The sequence below is a fragment of the Pectobacterium punjabense genome, assembly GCF_012427845.1.
Classification (GTDB): Bacteria; Pseudomonadota; Gammaproteobacteria; order Enterobacterales; family Enterobacteriaceae; genus Pectobacterium; species Pectobacterium punjabense.
Genome location: NZ_CP038498.1, coordinates 2342025 through 2358626 on the forward strand (window position 1 = coordinate 2342025; position 16602 = coordinate 2358626).

Genomic DNA, 16602 nt, shown 5'->3' on the forward strand with positions numbered 1-16602 from the left:
GATATTGTAATAATTTGCAGAAAATTACGAATGGGTCGGTAACGGCCAAGGGATTGCTAAGCCTATGCCACCACAGGTGTGGCATAGGCTGGGAGCGGTAGTTATGCGCGCAGCAACATATAAAGGCGGAACAGGTAAATCAGCAGAATGGCGGAGATCAAGTTGCTCAAGCCGTTCAGAACCACGCCGAGTACCGTGGGTGAGGAAATAGGTAACTTTGACACGACCAGCAAAATAACGATTTTAGCCAGCAACCACATCACGATGGCGGGCGCTGTAGCGCGTAAGTTGCTATAGGCGAGCTTAGTACTTACTTTAATCGCGTTGAAAATCCCGCTTTTTTCCGTTACCACAATCACCGGTGATAAGCTCAGTGCAATAGCGAGCAATACGCCAGGGATGATCAAAAGCATCATACCAAGCTGGATGAGCAACGTGCACAGCAGAATCAGGAAAAGTAGGCGGAATAAAAAAGGTGCGGATGCGCCAATAGCGCGTAGAGCGCTGGTGCGGTGTCCGCCAGAAACCAGTTGGATCAGCATCAGAACCCCGCCCGTCAGCAGCACATTACCTACTAATGCAGCAAAAGTGCCTGCTGCCGACATTTTCAGCAACACGGTTTGTTGTTCCGGCGTCATCTGCTGAATCAAGTCCATTAAGCCAGATTCGACAGAAGATGACAGATCGCTGCTGGAACTGCTCAGAATCTGTAACTCGTCTCCAGAAGGCGATAGTGCATGATTCAGTATGACAGTAATGAATGCCGTCAACAGTGACATCATTAAGATGCTGATGAACTGGTTACGGGTAAAATTCATCGTGTCACGGTACAACGTGTTAGCCGTGATAGGCATGAAGGCTCCTTGGAAAAGATAAATCGACAGAAAGAACTTAACTCGCGATTGTAACCTGTTAATTCGCGCTGTGGCACCCCGTTAGCGATGCAATGCTGTTTTTACTTTCGTTGAGGATCAATGTGGCAGGGTTACCCATATCCATTTTCCTCATCATTAATGACGCAATTTATTCGTCATGCTGTTTTTGATCTGGATCAATCCCATGAATTTTAATTAGTTAGTGATAAGTGATTTAGTTCAATTTGAACGTAAAACCTTTAAAGGATGTGATCTGGCTTAAAACAATAATACCCATTTAGGGGTATCTTTCGCTCGAAATTTAAACCCTATAAATGGAGTGGGTAATGAAAAAAACATCTTTCTTATTGTTGGCAGCGGCACTCATGCCTGCATTTGCGCAGGCTCATCAAGCGGGGGATTTTATTGTTCGGGCGGGAACGGCTACTGTGCGTCCTGCTGAAAGCTCGGACAACGTGCTGGGGTTGGGGGAGTTTCAGGTTAGCAACAATACTCAACTGGGTCTGACTTTCAGCTATATGGTGACGGACAACATTGGTGTTGAATTGCTCGCCGCTACGCCGTTCAAACACAAGGTTGGCACACCGGGTACGGGAACAATTGCGGAAGTTAAGCACCTGCCACCGTCACTGGTAGCACAGTACTATTTTGGCGATGCTCAAGATAAGTTACGCCCTTATTTAGGCGTTGGTCTGAACTACACGATGTTCTTCGACGAGAAATTCAATGATACGGGGAAAGGTGCGGGTTTGAGCGATCTGAGCCTGAAAAATTCCTGGGGTATTGCAGCGCAGGCTGGGTTGGATTACAACCTGGACAAGAATTGGCTAGTAAACATGTCCGTATGGTGGATGGATATTGATACCGATGTGAAATTTAAAGCCGGTAACGCTCAGCAAAGTATCCATACTAAACTCGATCCGTGGGCCTTTATGTTTGGTGTAGGCTACCGCTTCTGATTTGATAGTTAAATATGAAGAATAAAAAACGGCGAAGTGAATAACTTCGCCGTTTTTATAGACAGGAAATAACAAACCAATAAAAAGAACGCTATTTGCTATTAAATCTATTTTCTATATGGCGTTAGCCATTAGAAATTGTATTGCACACCAACGCGGTAACGAGTTTGACGCTCGTCAGTCGTTTTGCTGCCAATCACGTTGCCGACTTCAGCGTAAGGCGTCCAGTTTTTGTCATATTTGTACGCTAATTTAACGTTATGAGTGAGGCCGTAGTTGTCGTTGTCGGCAAGGTAACCAACAGAACCGGCTTTGGTTTTCTTGTCGTATTCAAATTCGTATTCAACCACAAAGTTCGCAGGCAGTTTATAACCCAGCGTACTGGTGATGGTATAACCTTTCATGTCGGAAGGGGCTGTAGTACCGATGCTGTCACTTTTGCGCAGGTAAGATGCACGGTAGCGCAGACCATAGTACAGTGAATCGGTAATGTTAGCCGTACCTTTGACATAAGGGCGGTAGTTGTTGTCTTTTGAAGAGGACACCATGTTTAAGCCCGCTTCAACGCCAAAGGTTTTGTCGAACTTGTACTGGTAGCTAGCGGTAACTTCAGTACCGTTGCTGACTGGCTCGTTATACGGTTTATTTGGTGTTTTATCGGCGTCTGATTGACCCCATTTTGCTTCCATTGACAGGCCAAAGCCGTTGTCAAAACGGTGGGACATCAGCAGGCGATCTTTATGGTCGTTTTTTGCTGAATCATTCATCTCATGACGATAGTCAATCGTAACAGCCATGGAGCTTAAGCTGATTAAGGAAGTTACCATCATCGTCAATATTTTAACTTTCATTTTATTATCCCATGTTGAAGAGAATTATTATTTAAAAAACGCGCTGCCACTTTGTTCAGCGATTTCATTCTATTTATTCTATCTTACAGTAATGTGAACAAGATCTTCAAAAAGAGAAAATTTTAAATGATCTCAATTCTGTGATTCTCTTCGTGTTTTATTCGTGGGATTTATGCGGATTAAAAAATACTGGGAAATTAATTTATTTATTTGATGTGGAATTAAATAATTATTTCAATTTGAAAACTTTTCTTACAATTATTGAAGTTTGGAAATTAAATAATTATTGAATATATTTCCCGCCAGTAAAATAAGAAATAATTTGAAACACTATTCGGCGCGCGACATTGCTTGCGCTAAGTACAAATCGCGCGCCTGAAACGTGTTATGAACGCGTAGCTGCTTTCATTTCACTCACAAAGGTGTGTAACTCTGACAGCATTAAGCTGGGCTGGTTCAGATTTTTTTCAATAATCCGCACGATCGCAGAACCAGAAATAGCCCCCGCGGCACCTGACGCTAATGTTTCTCGCACTTGAGTTGGATCGGAAATGCCAAATCCTTGCAGTGGTGGGGCAGCATGATACGCATTCAGTTTGGCAACCAGATGATTCAGCGGTAGTTGGGCGCGTTTTTCTGCTCCTGTCACGCCTGCGCGTGACACCAGATAGGTATAGCCACGGCCATAAGAGGCGATCTCGCGTAATAGCTCATCATCAGCATTAGGCGGGCAGATAAAGATAGGGGCAATACCGTGCCGTAGCGCTGCCGTACGGAAAGGAGCCGACTCCACCACGGGAACATCTGCCACTAAAACCGAATCGACGCCAACCTCGGCACAACGCTGATAAAATTCATCGATACCATTGCTGAAGACCAGATTGGCATACATCAGCAGGCCAATCGGAATTTCTGGGTATTTCTGACGTATAGTCGCCAGCATCTCAAAACATTGCTCTGGCGTGACGCCTGCGGCGAAAGCGCGCAGATTAGCTGCCTGAATGGTTGGGCCATCCGCCAGTGGGTCAGAAAAGGGCACGCCTAATTCCAGCGCATCAGCACCCGCAGCAATCAGCGTATCGATAATTTTCAGTGATTGCTCAGGGGATGGGTCGCCCAGCGTGACAAACGGGACGAACGCGCCTTCTTTTTTCTCTGACAGGCGTGCAAATAGCTGTTGGTAGCGCTCCATTACATTTCTCCCCGATCTTTCAAAATATCGTGCACGGTAAAGATGTCTTTATCACCCCGACCTGACAGGTTGACCACCAGCAGTTGCTCTTTCTCCGGCTCTGCTTTGATCATCTTCAAGGCATGTGCTAATGCGTGGGAGGATTCCAGCGCGGGAATAATACCTTCATTACGGCAGAGTGCTTTGAAGGCATCCAGCGCTTCATCATCGGTAATCGAGACATAGTCGGCACGACCAATACTATTCAGGTAGGCGTGCTGTGGCCCTACGGACGGGAAATCCAGCCCGGCGGAAATAGAGTAAGACTCTTCAATTTGTCCGTCGGACGTTTGCATCATCGGGGACTTCATGCCGAAATAAATACCAACGCGACCGTGTTTTAACGGTGCGCCGTGCTGCCCGGATTCAATGCCCAAGCCGCCAGGTTCGACGCCGATCAGACGGACGGTAGTATCGTCGATGAAATCAGCGAACATCCCAATCGCGTTAGAACCACCGCCAACACAGGCCAGTACTGCATCCGGCAAGCGACCTTCTTTTTCCAGGATCTGCGCTTTGGTTTCTTCACCAATCATGCGTTGGAATTCGCGTACGATCGTTGGATAAGGATGCGGGCCAGCAGCCGTTCCCAGCAGATAGTGTGCCGTTTCATAGCTGCCAGACCAGTCACGTAGCGCTTCGTTGCAGGCATCTTTCAGCGTGGAAGAACCGCTGTGAACCGGAATTACTTCCGCCCCCATCAAACGCATGCGGAACACGTTCGGCGACTGGCGCTCAACGTCTTTTGCTCCCATATAAACGCGGCATTTTAGGCCAAGCAGGGCGCAAGCCAGCGCCGTCGCGACGCCGTGTTGGCCTGCGCCGGTTTCAGCGATGATTTCGCTTTTGCCCATGCGTTTAGCCAGCAATGCTTGTCCAAGTACCTGATTCGTCTTGTGCGCGCCGCCGTGCAGTAGATCTTCACGCTTTAGGTACAACTTCGTCTTCGTTCCTGCCGTCAGGTTTTGGCACAGGGTTAACGCCGTTGGACGACCTGCATAGTTTTTCAGCAGATCGGTAAACTCGGCTTGAAATTCAGGATCTTTTTGTGCGCTGACGAAAGCCTCTTCTAACTGGCGTAACGCCGGGATGAGGATCTGCGGAACAAATTGTCCGCCGAATTCACCGAAGTAAGGGTTGAGTAATGTCATAATTTTCCCGTCTGTTTTAGTGTTACGGCTGACGTAATGTCGCAAAAACCGCAGCAATTTTATGTGAGTCTTTTTTTCCCGGTTCGCTTTCCACCCCGGAATTGAAATCCAGTCCTGCGCAACCTTGCTGTGCCGCCAGGGCGCAGTTATCGTTATTCAGGCCACCGGCTAACAACACGTTATCCAGTGACTGATTGGCCAGCAGTGACCAGTTGAACGTTTTACCGCTGCCGCCCTGAGCGTTATCAAACACATAGCGATCGACGTGGATAAGATTACGTTCTGGCAGCACATCTGTGATGCTCAGCGCTTTCCAAATTTGGCACGTCGCAGGTAATTGCTGGCGCAGCCGGTCGATCGTCTGTTGATCTTCATCACCGTGCAGTTGAACGGCTGCTAATCCTAACTGCGTTGTGATCGCAACGATGTGTTCGACGGGCGCGTTGCGGAAAACACCGACATAGCGCAGTGGTGCTCCCCCAATGACATCGGTAGCTTGTTTGACGTCAACATAGCGCGGAGAACTGGCGACAAAGATTAACCCGCCGTAGAGCGCACCCGCCTGATAGGCGGCCTGTGCATCTGCTGCACGCGTCAGGCCACAGACTTTGTTTTCACCTAGAATCACGCGGCGTACTGCACCGTTCAGATCCGGCTCGGACATTAGCGAGCTGCCGATCAAGAATCCCTGAGCAAAGGCGCTGAGTTCACGAATCTGCGCATGGCGGTTGATACCGGATTCACTGATCACGGTTACGCCAGCAGGCAGACGTGGTGCGAGTGTCCGAGTACGGTTGAGATCAATAGAGAGATCGCGCAGGTCACGGTTGTTGATCCCGACGACGCGCGCTTCGAGCTGAATGGCACGCTGTAGCTCTTCTTCATTACTGACTTCCGTCAACACGCCTAACTTCAGACTGTGCGCCACCTCGGCCAATTGCTGATACTGGTCGTCGTCCAGCACGGACAGCATCAGTAGAATGGCATCGGCCTGATAGTAGCGCGCCAGATAAATCTGGTAGGGTGAAATAATGAAGTCTTTGCACAACACGGGCTGGTGTACCGCGGCGCTGACCTGAGGCAGAAAGGCAAAGTCACCCTGGAAATACTTCTCGTCGGTTAAAACGGAAATAGCGGACGCATAATCTTTATAGACCTGAGCAATTGCCACCGGGTCAAAATCATCGCGAATCAATCCCTTCGACGGCGATGCCTTTTTACATTCCAGAATAAAGGCAGGTTTATCCTGTTTCAGCGCTTGATAAAAGTCGCGCTGGCTGGGAACGATCTCATGTTGAAAAGAGGCCAGCGGCTGTGCTTTCTCACGTTCTGCAACCCAGAGGGCTTTATCACGCACAATTTTATGTAATACGGTTTCCTGCATGGTTCTATTATCCTCTGGCGGACAGGGCGACAACGCGTTGATAAGCCTGTCCACTATGAATGACTTCAAGTGCCTGTTGCGCATTCTGGCGCAGATCTTCTTGCCCGAACAATCTCAGAAGCAACGCAACGTTGGCGGCAACCGCAGCGGCGTGTGCGCGTTCGCCTTTACCTTGTAGCAGCGACGCGAGAATGTCACGATTTTCTTCCGGTGTTCCGCCTTGTAATGCCGACAGCGGGTATGCCTCTAGACCGAAGTCGCGATGTGTCAGTTCGTAGGTTTCGATCTCTCCGTTATGTAACTCTGCAACCTGTGTTGGCGCATGAATCGCGACTTCATCCATCCCGCCACCGTGTACCACTGCTGCACGTTGGTAGCCCAGCACCTTCAGCGTTTCAGCGATAGGGCGAACCAATTCGGGGCTATACACGCCAATCAGCGCCAGCGGCGGACGAGCCGGGTTAACCAGCGGCCCCAGCACGTTGAAAACGGTACGGGTTTTAAGTTGCTGACGCACCGGCATGGCATGGCGGAAACCCAGGTGATATTGCGGAGCAAACAGGAAACACACGCCCAAATCGTCCAGCGCCTGACGTGAGTCCTGTGCGCTCATATCCAGCTTAATGCCGAAAGCAGAGAGCAAATCGGATGAACCAGAACGGCTGGAGACGCTGCGGTTGCCGTGCTTGGCGATTTTCAGGCCACAGCTGGCAGCAACGAATGCGCTGGCGGTTGAGATGTTGATGCTGTTTGTACCGTCACCGCCGGTGCCGACGATATCGGCAAATAAATAGTCGGGGCGAGGAAATGGCTGAGCATCGGCCAGTAATGCCGTAGCGGCACCCGCAATTTCATCGGGATGCTCACCGCGCACTTTCATGCTAATCAACGCTGCTGCCAGCTGGCTGGCATCCAGTTCACCGCGGATAATGGCGCCAAACAGCGCCTGACTTTCCTGACGGCTGATGTTTTCCGCGCGGTATAATTTTTCCAGTATGTTTTGCATGATAAATACATCCTGAGCAGTAGACGGTTCCAAAGTCGCAGAAGACAGTTGCATAATCGTATCCCTCGTTAAGCTAGCGCCCAGTCAAGCGTTTGTTCCAGCAGCCGAGCGCCGTGTGTGGTCAGGATCGACTCAGGATGGAATTGGAAACCGCAAACGCGATCCGCATCGTTACGCACGGCCATCACCATCTCATTGAAGTGCGCGTTGACGGTCAGCGTAGAAGGAATGTTGCTGCCGACCAGCGAGTGGTAGCGTGCAACGGGCAGCGGGTGCGGTAAACCGCTAAACATGCCGCTGGCATCGTGGTCAATGGCAGACGCTTTGCCATGCAGGATTTCACCCGCTTGACCGACATGGCCGCCGTAGGCTTCCACGATGGCTTGATGGCCGAGGCAAATACCAATGATTGGCAGTTGACCGCGCAGACGTTGCAGCAGTTCCGGCATGCAGCCTGCTTCCGCTGGTGTGCCAGGGCCGGGAGAGAGCATCAAAATCGGTTTTTCCATTTGCTGTAACCGCGCAATGATGACGTCGGCAGGCAGATGGTTACGGTAAATCACGACCTGATGGCCGCTGGCACGCAGTTGATCCACCAGGTTGTAGGTGAATGAGTCGATATTATCGAGCAGCAGGATGTCGGCCATCAGAAGATCTCCTTTGCATGGTGCGCACTGGCAATAGCTCGCAGTACCGCGCGGGCTTTATTGCGAGTTTCGTCGGCTTCGGCCTGCGGATTAGAATCAAGAACCACGCCCGCACCGGCCTGAACGGTAGCAATACCGTCTTCGACATAGGCGGAGCGAATAACGATGCAGGTATCCAGATCGCCATGAGCAGTGAAGTAGCCCACCGCGCCGCCGTAGCTGCCGCGTCGGGTTTTCTCACTTTCTGCAATCAACTGCATGGCACGGACTTTCGGTGCACCGCTCAGCGTGCCCATATTCATGCAGGCGCGGTAAGCGTGCAAAACATCCAAATCTTCACGCAGTGTACCCACCACGCGCGACACCAGATGCATCACAAAGGAATAACGATCAACTTTGGTCAAGTCAGCGACGTAACGGCTGCCTGGCTGGCAGATGCGCGCCAGATCGTTACGGGCTAAATCTACCAGCATCAGGTGTTCGGCCAATTCTTTATGGTCGGTACGCATTTCCAGCTCAATGCGGCTATCGAGATCGCGATCCAACGAACCATCGGCACGGCGGCCGCGCGGGCGAGTACCTGCAATGGGATAGATTTCGATTTGGCGGCTGTCGGCATCGTACTTCAGCGAGCTTTCCGGTGAGGCACCAAACAGCGTGAAATCCTGATCTTGCATGTAAAACATGTAAGGGCTGGGATTGTTATCTTTCAGCGTTTGGTAAGCGGCCAGCGGTGAAGGGCAGGGTAAAGAGAAACGGCGTGACGGCACGACCTGAAAAATTTCACCGATGCGGATAGCTTCCTGCATCTGGCTGACAACGTCACCAAAGGCTTCATCACTCTGGTTGCAACTCAGCGTCATGTCTTCGATAGACTGACGCGGCAGCGCAGGAGCGGGCTGGGTAAGTTGAAGTTGCAACTGTTCCAGACGCTGTTGCAGACGCAGCTTTTCGCTGTGGTTTGGCGTAAACAGGCTGGCTTGCAGGGCGGTTACGCGTTTTTGGTGGTCAAGCACCAGCAAGGTTTCTGCCAGATAGAAGCAAAAATCGGGGCAACGCTGCTGCTGGCTCAACGCCGGCAATGCTTCAAACCCGGCGACCAGATCGTAGGCGAACAGACCGCCAAGGAACATGGCTTCACGTTCGTCCGTCGGGCAGGCAACCAGCGTTAGAATCTGGCGTAAGGCATCAAATACGGACAGCGAACGCAGGCGTGCATCTTCATCCTGCATGGCGTCGGCTAGTGGGAAGGTGAGCTCGCGACCGTTCGGACGCGGTTGATTAATAATTTCCGCAGGCAGTGCGGCATCCAATAATGGCAGCAGGCTGGCACCGTTTGCGGTTAATGCCTGAACGGAAACCTGCTGGCCGAGAGCGGTGATACGTAGTGCGCTATCAATAATTAACAGGCTTTTCAGGTTTTCCTTGCTGTCGATTTCAGCTGATTCTAACAGCAACGTGGCAGGTCTGGCACCGCAGAGCTGATGGAAGATGGCGCTGGGGTCGTTACGGTAAACGGCCTCGGTACGCAGCAGTTCCAGTTTCGGTTGTGTTGTTTGCATTCTTGCTACCCGTTTAATGTTGTGCCCATCAAATAAAAAACCCGCTTAGTTAAGCGGGTTTGGGAATATCTGCATGTGTGATAACAGCGATGCGTGATTAGTCCACCCGCGATAGGGAAGAGCGCCACCAACCATGTTTCATCATTTTCTGCGTTGCCATTATCATCGTCTCACTGTTTATTGCGGACACCGTGTTTGTGTACCGAGCTTGCGTACTAGTTAACTGGTTCGACGATAAAATGTCAACACCTGCAATAGGATTATTTTATCCATGCTTTACATCATAAAAAGGCAGCCGTTATGTCATTTCCTGGGCAAGCATGCCTTCCTGCCACCTCTTTCGCGAAAGAATCCTGGAGATGACCCGAACCAGCGTAGGCATGCTCGGTGGAAGCTGCTGAGCTCTTTATATCCAACAAATTCAGCAACTTGAGAAAGTGAGTATTGGCTATAGATGAGGTAATATTCTGCAAGATTCATTTTAACGTCCTCAAGTATATCCTTGAAATAAGCCCCTTCTTCTTCCAGACGCCGCTGTAATGTCCGTGGAGTCATAAAGAAGTCAGATGCGACCGAATGAATATTGCATGAACCGGCTTCTAGTTTTTTGCTAATGCTGTCTCTTACCCGGCCCTTTATTGTTTTATTAAAAAGAATGTCGATCAAGTAGGTTGCGTGTTTTTCGTGCAACTTGAAAAGTGATGCATTGGACGTAACTAATGGCATTAACAGTGTTTCTGCATTCAGATAAACACGATTTCGATCTGTGCCAAAGGTCATTGGGCAAGCAAATAGCGTTTCATATTTTCTTATGCTGTAGGGTTGTGGATAACTAAACTCCATGGAAGAGAAATGAGTAAAATTAGCCACTGGCAATAAGCCAGTAAACTGGCGACTGTTAATTCATGAAATTGGCGGGTGATTTCTTTGTTTTTATCTTGTGGATAGAGATAAGTAAATCCAATACAGTATGTATTTGTGTTTTTTTTATCTAACGTTAGTTGGCATCCGCTGTATAGCAGTCTGGAAAAACGGCAAAGGCATTCAAGGGCATGTAATAGATTGTCACTACTCATCATAATATAATTAACAATGTCATAATCACCAGGATGAAAATATTCATAAGATAGTAGCCCAAAACTTTCTTTTCCCTGACTGGCATAGGCAATGTTAAGCAACGCTTGAATGTTATAAACACTGGTGAATTCACCACCACTTTCTTCACCCCTGTCGCGTATTGTTGTATCATTTGATAGTGCGTCTACATTTATCCCTTCCTTTTTTAATATACTCTCTAATGATGTTATATATTTTCTTCTTATTACATACATGATGGCATACTCCTTGTTTTATTGTTTTTTATCTCATCCAATAAGTAACTTCATGAGATCAAATTTAATTTATCAAAAATGTCATTTAATGGCAAAGCAGTGTCATTGATAAGCATTGTCATATGTGGAAGTTTTTTTTTGACATAGATAATCAAAATAATGTCATCATTTGTCATTAATCATAACTTGATGAATAAGATATTAATAATGAGTTAACTATGATGGTTATAATTACCAGGGCGTTGTGATGCCACTATATTATTTTGTGAGAATTATTACTCCCTGATTATTTCAAATGTTTTTTAATAGGATTTTTAATGTTTGAATTTATTTCTCTTGATAGAGGCGGGGTTTTATATGTTGCGGCTTTTTTGGTGATGATAAGATCTGTGTCACTATATATTTTTTCAAAAGGAAACTATGGTGAGAAGGCTAATGTCAACGTATTGATGCTGGTCTTTTTTCTGCTATTTATGGCGGCATCTTCCCTGTCATCGTGGCCGTTTATTTATTTTTTGGTACTGTTCTTCGTCGGCAGTATGATCTCTTTCACATGGTTCAGATACTCAGGAATGATAACTTCGTTCGGTTCGGGTCTTACCGCAATTAGTACTACGTTGCTTTTATGTCTGCTCAGTTATGCACTTTCTTTTTATGAGATTTTTGTCGAACATGATCTTCAGGCCATTTTTATTACTATCTTTTCATTTTCGATAATAACGTCGATTTATTCATTTTACTATTTCCCATTTTCTCAAAACTCTTTGTTTTATCTTAATTTTAAGCGAAATAAAAAAGTGACGCATATTCAGGATGGTGGTGAGGTCTATTCACCAAAAGTCACTATTCACCTGCCTTGTTATTCAGAATCGCCTGAAATAGTAATTAATACACTTAATAGTATTTTTGCATTAGATTATGACAATTATGAAGTTATCGTCATAGATAATAACACTCAGGATGAAGCACTCTGGAAACCGGTGAAAAAGCATTGTGACATGTTGGGTAAGAAATTCAGATTTTATCATATTCCTGTACTTGCAGGAGCAAAAGCTGGAGCGCTGAATTACGCATTAAAAATTACGTCTTCTGATACTGACTTAATCGCTGTTATTGATGCGGATTATATTACTGAACCAGATTTCATTCGACGTTATGTCAGAATATTTAAAGATAAAAACGTCGGCTTTGTTCAGACTAGCCATGATTACTATAATCATCAATCAAGCCATGTTATGGAAGGTGCCTATTACTTTTGGACACTATTTCATAAAATAGAGCTGCCATCATATACCGAAATTAACGCTGCATTTACCGTCGGGACGATGTGTATTTTGAGGAGAAATATACTGGAGAAGGTAGGAGGATGGGATGAAACCGCATTGACAGAGGATTCCGAGCTTGCAGTGAGAATGCATGCGCAAGGATATATAGGTTATGTATTTGCCGATACCGTAGGAAGAGGACTGATTCCCACCACTTTTTCTGATATGAAAAAACAGCAAATCAGATGGACTGCGGGACCTGTTCAACAATTACTTAAACATTGGCGACTGTACTTTGGTTTTTCCAGTGAAAATAAAATGACCCTCAATCAAAGAATCATGGAAATTAGGCATAGCACATCTAGAATTAAACCCATTCTTTCGCTAGTATCACTTCATATTATGGTGATGATGAGCTTTTTCCTCTTGAATGAAAATGTGTATTTATCTATGCCTTATGAAGTGGTTGTTTTCTTTTTATGCATGTTGATAAGCACCTTTGTTGAAAAAATGGCCTATTTTAGAATGTTTAATTGCTCAAGACTTCTTCCAGTTTTTTATCATGGGATTATGGCTCGGGCGTTAGAGTGGACTTTTATTTACGGAGTCATTTCATCTCTGTTTGGTCTTTCAATAAAATGGGACAGGACAAATAAATTTGAAAATTCGAAGAGTATTAAACGTGCCTTGCACGCATCAAAAACAGAGGTGACAATGAGTGGCTTTTTTTTCTTATATTCGTTTTTTTTATTATCTGGAAATCATTCTGGCTATAATGATTTTGTTTTCCTTACAGGTATTGCATGCTTTATTAAAGGGATAAGTTTCCTGTGTGCGTTGTTTGTGGCTTTTTTATTGGAAAACAATTTGCGTATCTTGGAAGCACCTTAAAAATCTCGCAGGGAAAGCAGAGAAAAGGGTACGCAGAGATAGATGAGAATTACCCTTTTCCTCCTATTAATGGCATCATGCGGCCTTCGCATGATTCTTGTTAATGGATAGACCTGTGCCAGAAGATTCACAATCGATAGCGTCATTCCCACTGTATGATTTGCATAGCCATACTACGGCGTCTGATGGCCTTTTAACGCCGACGGCGTTGGTCAATCGGGCAGTAGACATGCGGGTAAGTGTGCTGGCTATTACCGATCACGACACGACCGCAGGGCTTGAAGAAGCACGGAATGCGATTGCACAACATGCGTTGCCGCTGAGGCTGATTTCCGGCGTGGAGATCTCCACGCTGTGGGAAAATCATGAGATTCATATTGTCGGATTGGGGATGGATATCACTCATCCCGCGTTAAATGGATTGCTGCAACAGCAGGCGGATAACCGGCAGAGTCGGGCGGAACAGATCGCCGCCCGGTTGGAAAAATCCCGCATTCCCGATGCGCTGGCTGGCGCGCAGCGTCTGGCAACGGGAGGGCAGATTACACGGGCGCATTTTGCGCGTTATCTGATCGAACTGGGTATCGCGGCAAATATGAATCAGGTGTTCAAAAAATATCTGGCGAAAGGCAAAATCGGCTACGTGCCACCGCAATGGTGCACCATCCCACAAGCTATCGAGGCGATTCATCAGTCCGGCGGTGTGCCCGTGTTAGCCCATCCAGGGCGCTACGATCTGACGGCCAAATGGTTAAAACGTTTGCTAGCCATGTTTGCAGAAAGCGGCGGGCTCGCAATGGAAGTCGCGCAGTGCCAACAGGCGCCGGATGAACGGACACAGCTTGCCTGTTATGCGCGAGATTTCAACCTGATGGCATCGCAAGGATCGGATTTCCACCTGCCTTGCGCCTGGATTGAGTTGGGGCGTAAGCTATGGCTGCCTGCCGACGTCGAGCCAGTTTGGCATCATCCATTATTGGCAAATTAGCTGAACATTACCGCGTAATGGCATCGCTATTTCATGAAATAACAATCTTTTACCACCGACACGTTCTATAATAACCCTATTGCACTATGACGCGGTGTGGGATGCGTAACGCCGCGTAATGTCAGACGCACGAGGTAGGCCATGAGTCAGTTTTTCTATATTCATCCGCAGAATCCGCAACCACGATTAATCAACCAATCGGTGGAGTTTTTGCATAAAGGCGGGGTGATTGTTTATCCAACGGATTCCGGCTATGCGTTGGGTTGTATGCTGGGTGAAAAGAACGCGTTGGAACGTATCTGCCGGATTCGCGATCTGGGTAGCGATCATAACTTCACGCTGATGTGTCGCGATTTGTCCGAACTATCGACGTATGCCCATGTTGATAACTCGGCTTTTCGGTTGATTAAAAATAATACGCCGGGTAATTACACGTTTATTCTGAAAGCGACAAAAGAGGTGCCCCGTCGCTTAATGAATGAAAAACGTAAAACAATCGGCCTGCGCGTGCCGTCTAATCCTATTGCACTGGATTTGCTGGCCGCGCTGAATGAACCGTTGATGTCGACGACGCTGATGCTGCCGGGAAATGATTTCGCCGAATCCGATCCAGAAGAAATTCAGGAAGAATTGGGAAAATTGGTAGATTTGATTATCCACGGTGGTTCTCTGGGTCAACAGCCTACGACGGTTATCGACCTGACCGAATCTGTGCCACGCGTCGCTCGTGAAGGCACCGGTGATGTTACGCCGTTCTTATAAGTGCAGCGACGAGTGGTAACAATGAGAATACAAATGGCGCGAAGATCGGTATAATCGCGCCAGCATTGAATATTAGGTATGATTTTTACGTAACTTGCTGAATTTTATACGCAGTTATGACTCCCCCCGACGCCTGGGAAGGCGACACTAGAGGTTGCTCAATGAGCGAAAAGTTACAAAAAGTTCTGGCGCGCGCCGGACATGGCTCACGCCGCGAAATTGAAGGTATCATTCAGGCTGGACGCGTCAGCGTTGACGGCAAGGTTGCCACACTGGGCGATCGCGTTGAAGTGACAAAAGCCACCAAAATCCGTATTGATGGTCATGTGGTTACCGTTAAGGAAACCGAAGAAACCGTGTGCCGCGTACTGGTGTATTACAAACCAGAAGGCGAGCTGTGCACCCGCAACGATCCTGATGGGCGTCCAACGGTGTTTGACCGTTTGCCGAGAATTCAGGGCTCCCGTTGGGTTGCCGTAGGGCGTCTGGATGTGAACACCTCCGGTCTGCTACTGTTCACGACCGACGGTGAACTGGCCAATCGCCTGATGCACCCCAGCCGTGAGGTTGAGCGTGAATATGCCGTGCGGGTCTTCGGTGAGGTTGATGACGAAAAGATCAAGCAACTGAGCAAAGGCGTACAGTTGGAAGACGGCCCGGCCTCGTTCCGCACTATCCGCTATCAGGGTGGTGAAGGTTTGAACCAGTGGTATAACGTGACGCTGACAGAAGGGCGTAATCGTGAAGTTCGCCGTCTGTGGGAAGCCGTTGGCGTGCAGGTGAGCCGCCTGATTCGCGTGCGTTACGGCGATATTACCTTGCCAAAAGGTATTCCACGCGGTGGCTGGGCAGAAATGCCGCTTGAACAGCTGAACTATCTGCGTGAGTTAGTGCAGCTTCCGGTAGAAACCGTATCGAAACTGCCGGTTGAGCGTGAGCGCCGTCGGGTGAAAGCGAACCAGATCCGCCGTGCGGTAAAACGTCACAGCCAGATTAACAGTGCTCCGGCACGTCGCACATCGCCAAAGCCAAAACGCAACGGCTAGTCTTTTTCTCCATACGCTTCGCGGGCAGTCTTCGTTGCCCGCGATCGCTAATAGCAGGTTTACCAATCAATTCCCTGCTGTGCCTGAATCCCGCTATCAAACGCATGCTTTACTGGGCGCATCTCTGTCACGGTATCGGCCATTTCCAGCAATTCACGATGGCAACCGCGGCCGGTAATAATGACGGTCTGTCCAGCAGGGCGCTGCGTTAATGCCGTGACAACGTCACTTAAATCCAGATAATCGTAGCTAACCATATACGTCAGCTCATCTAAGACTACGAGGTCAAGCTGTGGGTCGGCCAGCATGCGTTTACCCGCCAGCCAGACGTTCTGTGCTGCTTCGGTATCCGTCTGGCGATTTTGCGTCTCCCAGGTAAAACCGGTCGCCATGACCTGAAATTCCACGCCATGCTGTTGCAGCAGGTTTTTTTCGCCGTTTGGCCATTCACCTTTAATAAATTGAATCACGCCAGCCCGCAATCCGTGGCCTATCGCCCGTGTGACGGTCCCAAACGCTGCTGTCGTTTTCCCTTTCCCATTACCAGTGAAAACAATCAAGATGCCGCGCGTTTCATTCGCGGCGGCAATGCGGGCATCGACCTTTTCTTTCAGGCGTTGCTGGCGTTGTTGGTGGCGTTCATCGCTCATCGT

General features: G+C 48.1%; 14 protein-coding genes, 1 pseudogene and 1 other annotated feature. Of the genes and pseudogenes, 5 read left to right on the top strand and 10 right to left on the bottom strand.

The genetic code is table 11. The features are described 5' to 3' along the window. Positions 1–101 precede the first annotated feature (101 nt). Entirely contained in the window at positions 102–854 is a 753-nt protein-coding gene (locus tag E2566_RS10565) for a YciC family protein (RefSeq protein ID WP_107170406.1), read from the bottom strand. Between the two features lie 347 nt (positions 855–1201). Between E2566_RS10565 and ompW the strand changes: the two genes are divergently transcribed. Continuing rightward, positions 1202–1834, top strand: coding sequence for an outer membrane protein OmpW (ompW, locus tag E2566_RS10570; RefSeq protein WP_107170405.1), 633 nt, complete (start codon positions 1202–1204; stop codon positions 1832–1834). A gap of 131 nt (positions 1835–1965) precedes the next feature. Here the strand turns inward: ompW and E2566_RS10575 are convergent, their stop codons facing one another. The 8 genes and pseudogenes from E2566_RS10575 to E2566_RS21855 form a co-directional block, all read right to left on the bottom strand. After that, on the bottom strand, positions 1966–2685 hold the full coding sequence (locus E2566_RS10575; RefSeq protein WP_107170404.1) for an oligogalacturonate-specific porin KdgM family protein: 720 nt from the start codon (positions 2683–2685) through the stop codon (positions 1966–1968). Between the two features lie 385 nt (positions 2686–3070). Next, entirely contained in the window at positions 3071–3877 is an 807-nt protein-coding gene (gene trpA, locus E2566_RS10580; protein WP_107170403.1) for a tryptophan synthase subunit alpha, read from the bottom strand. Then, positions 3877–5070 carry a tryptophan synthase subunit beta gene (gene trpB, locus E2566_RS10585; RefSeq protein ID WP_205942493.1) on the bottom strand — a complete coding sequence of 398 codons (1194 nt, stop codon included), beginning with the start codon at positions 5068–5070 and terminating at the stop codon, positions 3877–3879. Before trpB ends, trpA begins: the two co-directional genes overlap by 1 nt. Positions 5071–5089: 19 nt before the next feature. Beyond that, positions 5090–6451 carry a bifunctional indole-3-glycerol-phosphate synthase TrpC/phosphoribosylanthranilate isomerase TrpF gene (gene trpCF / locus E2566_RS10590; RefSeq protein ID WP_107170401.1) on the bottom strand — a complete coding sequence of 454 codons (1362 nt, stop codon included), beginning with the start codon at positions 6449–6451 and terminating at the stop codon, positions 5090–5092. A gap of 7 nt (positions 6452–6458) precedes the next feature. Then, a pseudogene (trpD, locus tag E2566_RS21845) lies at positions 6459–8104 on the bottom strand (bifunctional anthranilate synthase glutamate amidotransferase component TrpG/anthranilate phosphoribosyltransferase TrpD). Beyond that, positions 8104–9666 carry an anthranilate synthase component 1 gene (locus E2566_RS10605; RefSeq protein ID WP_107170399.1) on the bottom strand — a complete coding sequence of 521 codons (1563 nt, stop codon included), beginning with the start codon at positions 9664–9666 and terminating at the stop codon, positions 8104–8106. Before E2566_RS10605 ends, trpD begins: the two are co-directional and overlap by 1 nt. A 31-nt stretch (positions 9667–9697) precedes the next feature. Beyond that, positions 9698–9802, bottom strand: a sequence feature (Trp leader region). A gap of 167 nt (positions 9803–9969) precedes the next feature. Continuing rightward, positions 9970–10392: a helix-turn-helix transcriptional regulator gene (locus E2566_RS21850; RefSeq protein WP_240958794.1), complete on the bottom strand. Its 423-nt coding sequence runs from the start codon at positions 10390–10392 to the stop codon at positions 9970–9972. Positions 10393–10475: 83 nt separating this feature from the next. After that, positions 10476–10997 (bottom strand): AraC family transcriptional regulator ligand-binding domain-containing protein, encoded by a 522-nt coding sequence (locus E2566_RS21855; protein WP_240618657.1) that lies wholly within the window; start codon positions 10995–10997, stop codon positions 10476–10478. A 317-nt stretch (positions 10998–11314) separates the two neighbouring features. On the opposite strand from E2566_RS21855, the gene E2566_RS10615 reads away from it, so the two are divergent. The 4 genes from E2566_RS10615 to rluB all read left to right on the top strand — a co-directional run bounded on the left by E2566_RS10615 (position 11315) and on the right by rluB (position 15949). Then, positions 11315–13153, top strand: coding sequence for a glycosyltransferase family 2 protein (locus tag E2566_RS10615; protein WP_107170398.1), 1839 nt, complete (start codon positions 11315–11317; stop codon positions 13151–13153). A 103-nt stretch (positions 13154–13256) separates the two neighbouring features. Next, on the top strand, positions 13257–14141 hold the full coding sequence (gene rnm, locus E2566_RS10620) for an RNase RNM (protein WP_165800670.1): 885 nt from the start codon (positions 13257–13259) through the stop codon (positions 14139–14141). Between the two features lie 141 nt (positions 14142–14282). Then, the gene (locus tag E2566_RS10625) at positions 14283–14903 is read left to right on the top strand and encodes an L-threonylcarbamoyladenylate synthase (protein ID WP_014699930.1); all 621 of its coding nucleotides are present in this window, start codon (positions 14283–14285) and stop codon (positions 14901–14903) included. A gap of 161 nt (positions 14904–15064) precedes the next feature. Beyond that, a complete protein-coding gene (gene rluB / locus E2566_RS10630) occupies positions 15065–15949 on the top strand; it encodes a 23S rRNA pseudouridine(2605) synthase RluB (RefSeq protein WP_107170397.1) in 885 nt (294 codons plus the stop codon). Between the two features lie 59 nt (positions 15950–16008). Here rluB and cobO read toward each other — a convergent pair whose 3' ends face one another. Continuing rightward, complete coding sequence (cobO, locus tag E2566_RS10635) at positions 16009–16599, bottom strand: cob(I)yrinic acid a,c-diamide adenosyltransferase (RefSeq protein WP_107170396.1); 591 nt, start codon at positions 16597–16599, stop codon at positions 16009–16011. Between the last annotated feature and the right edge of the window lie 3 nt (positions 16600–16602).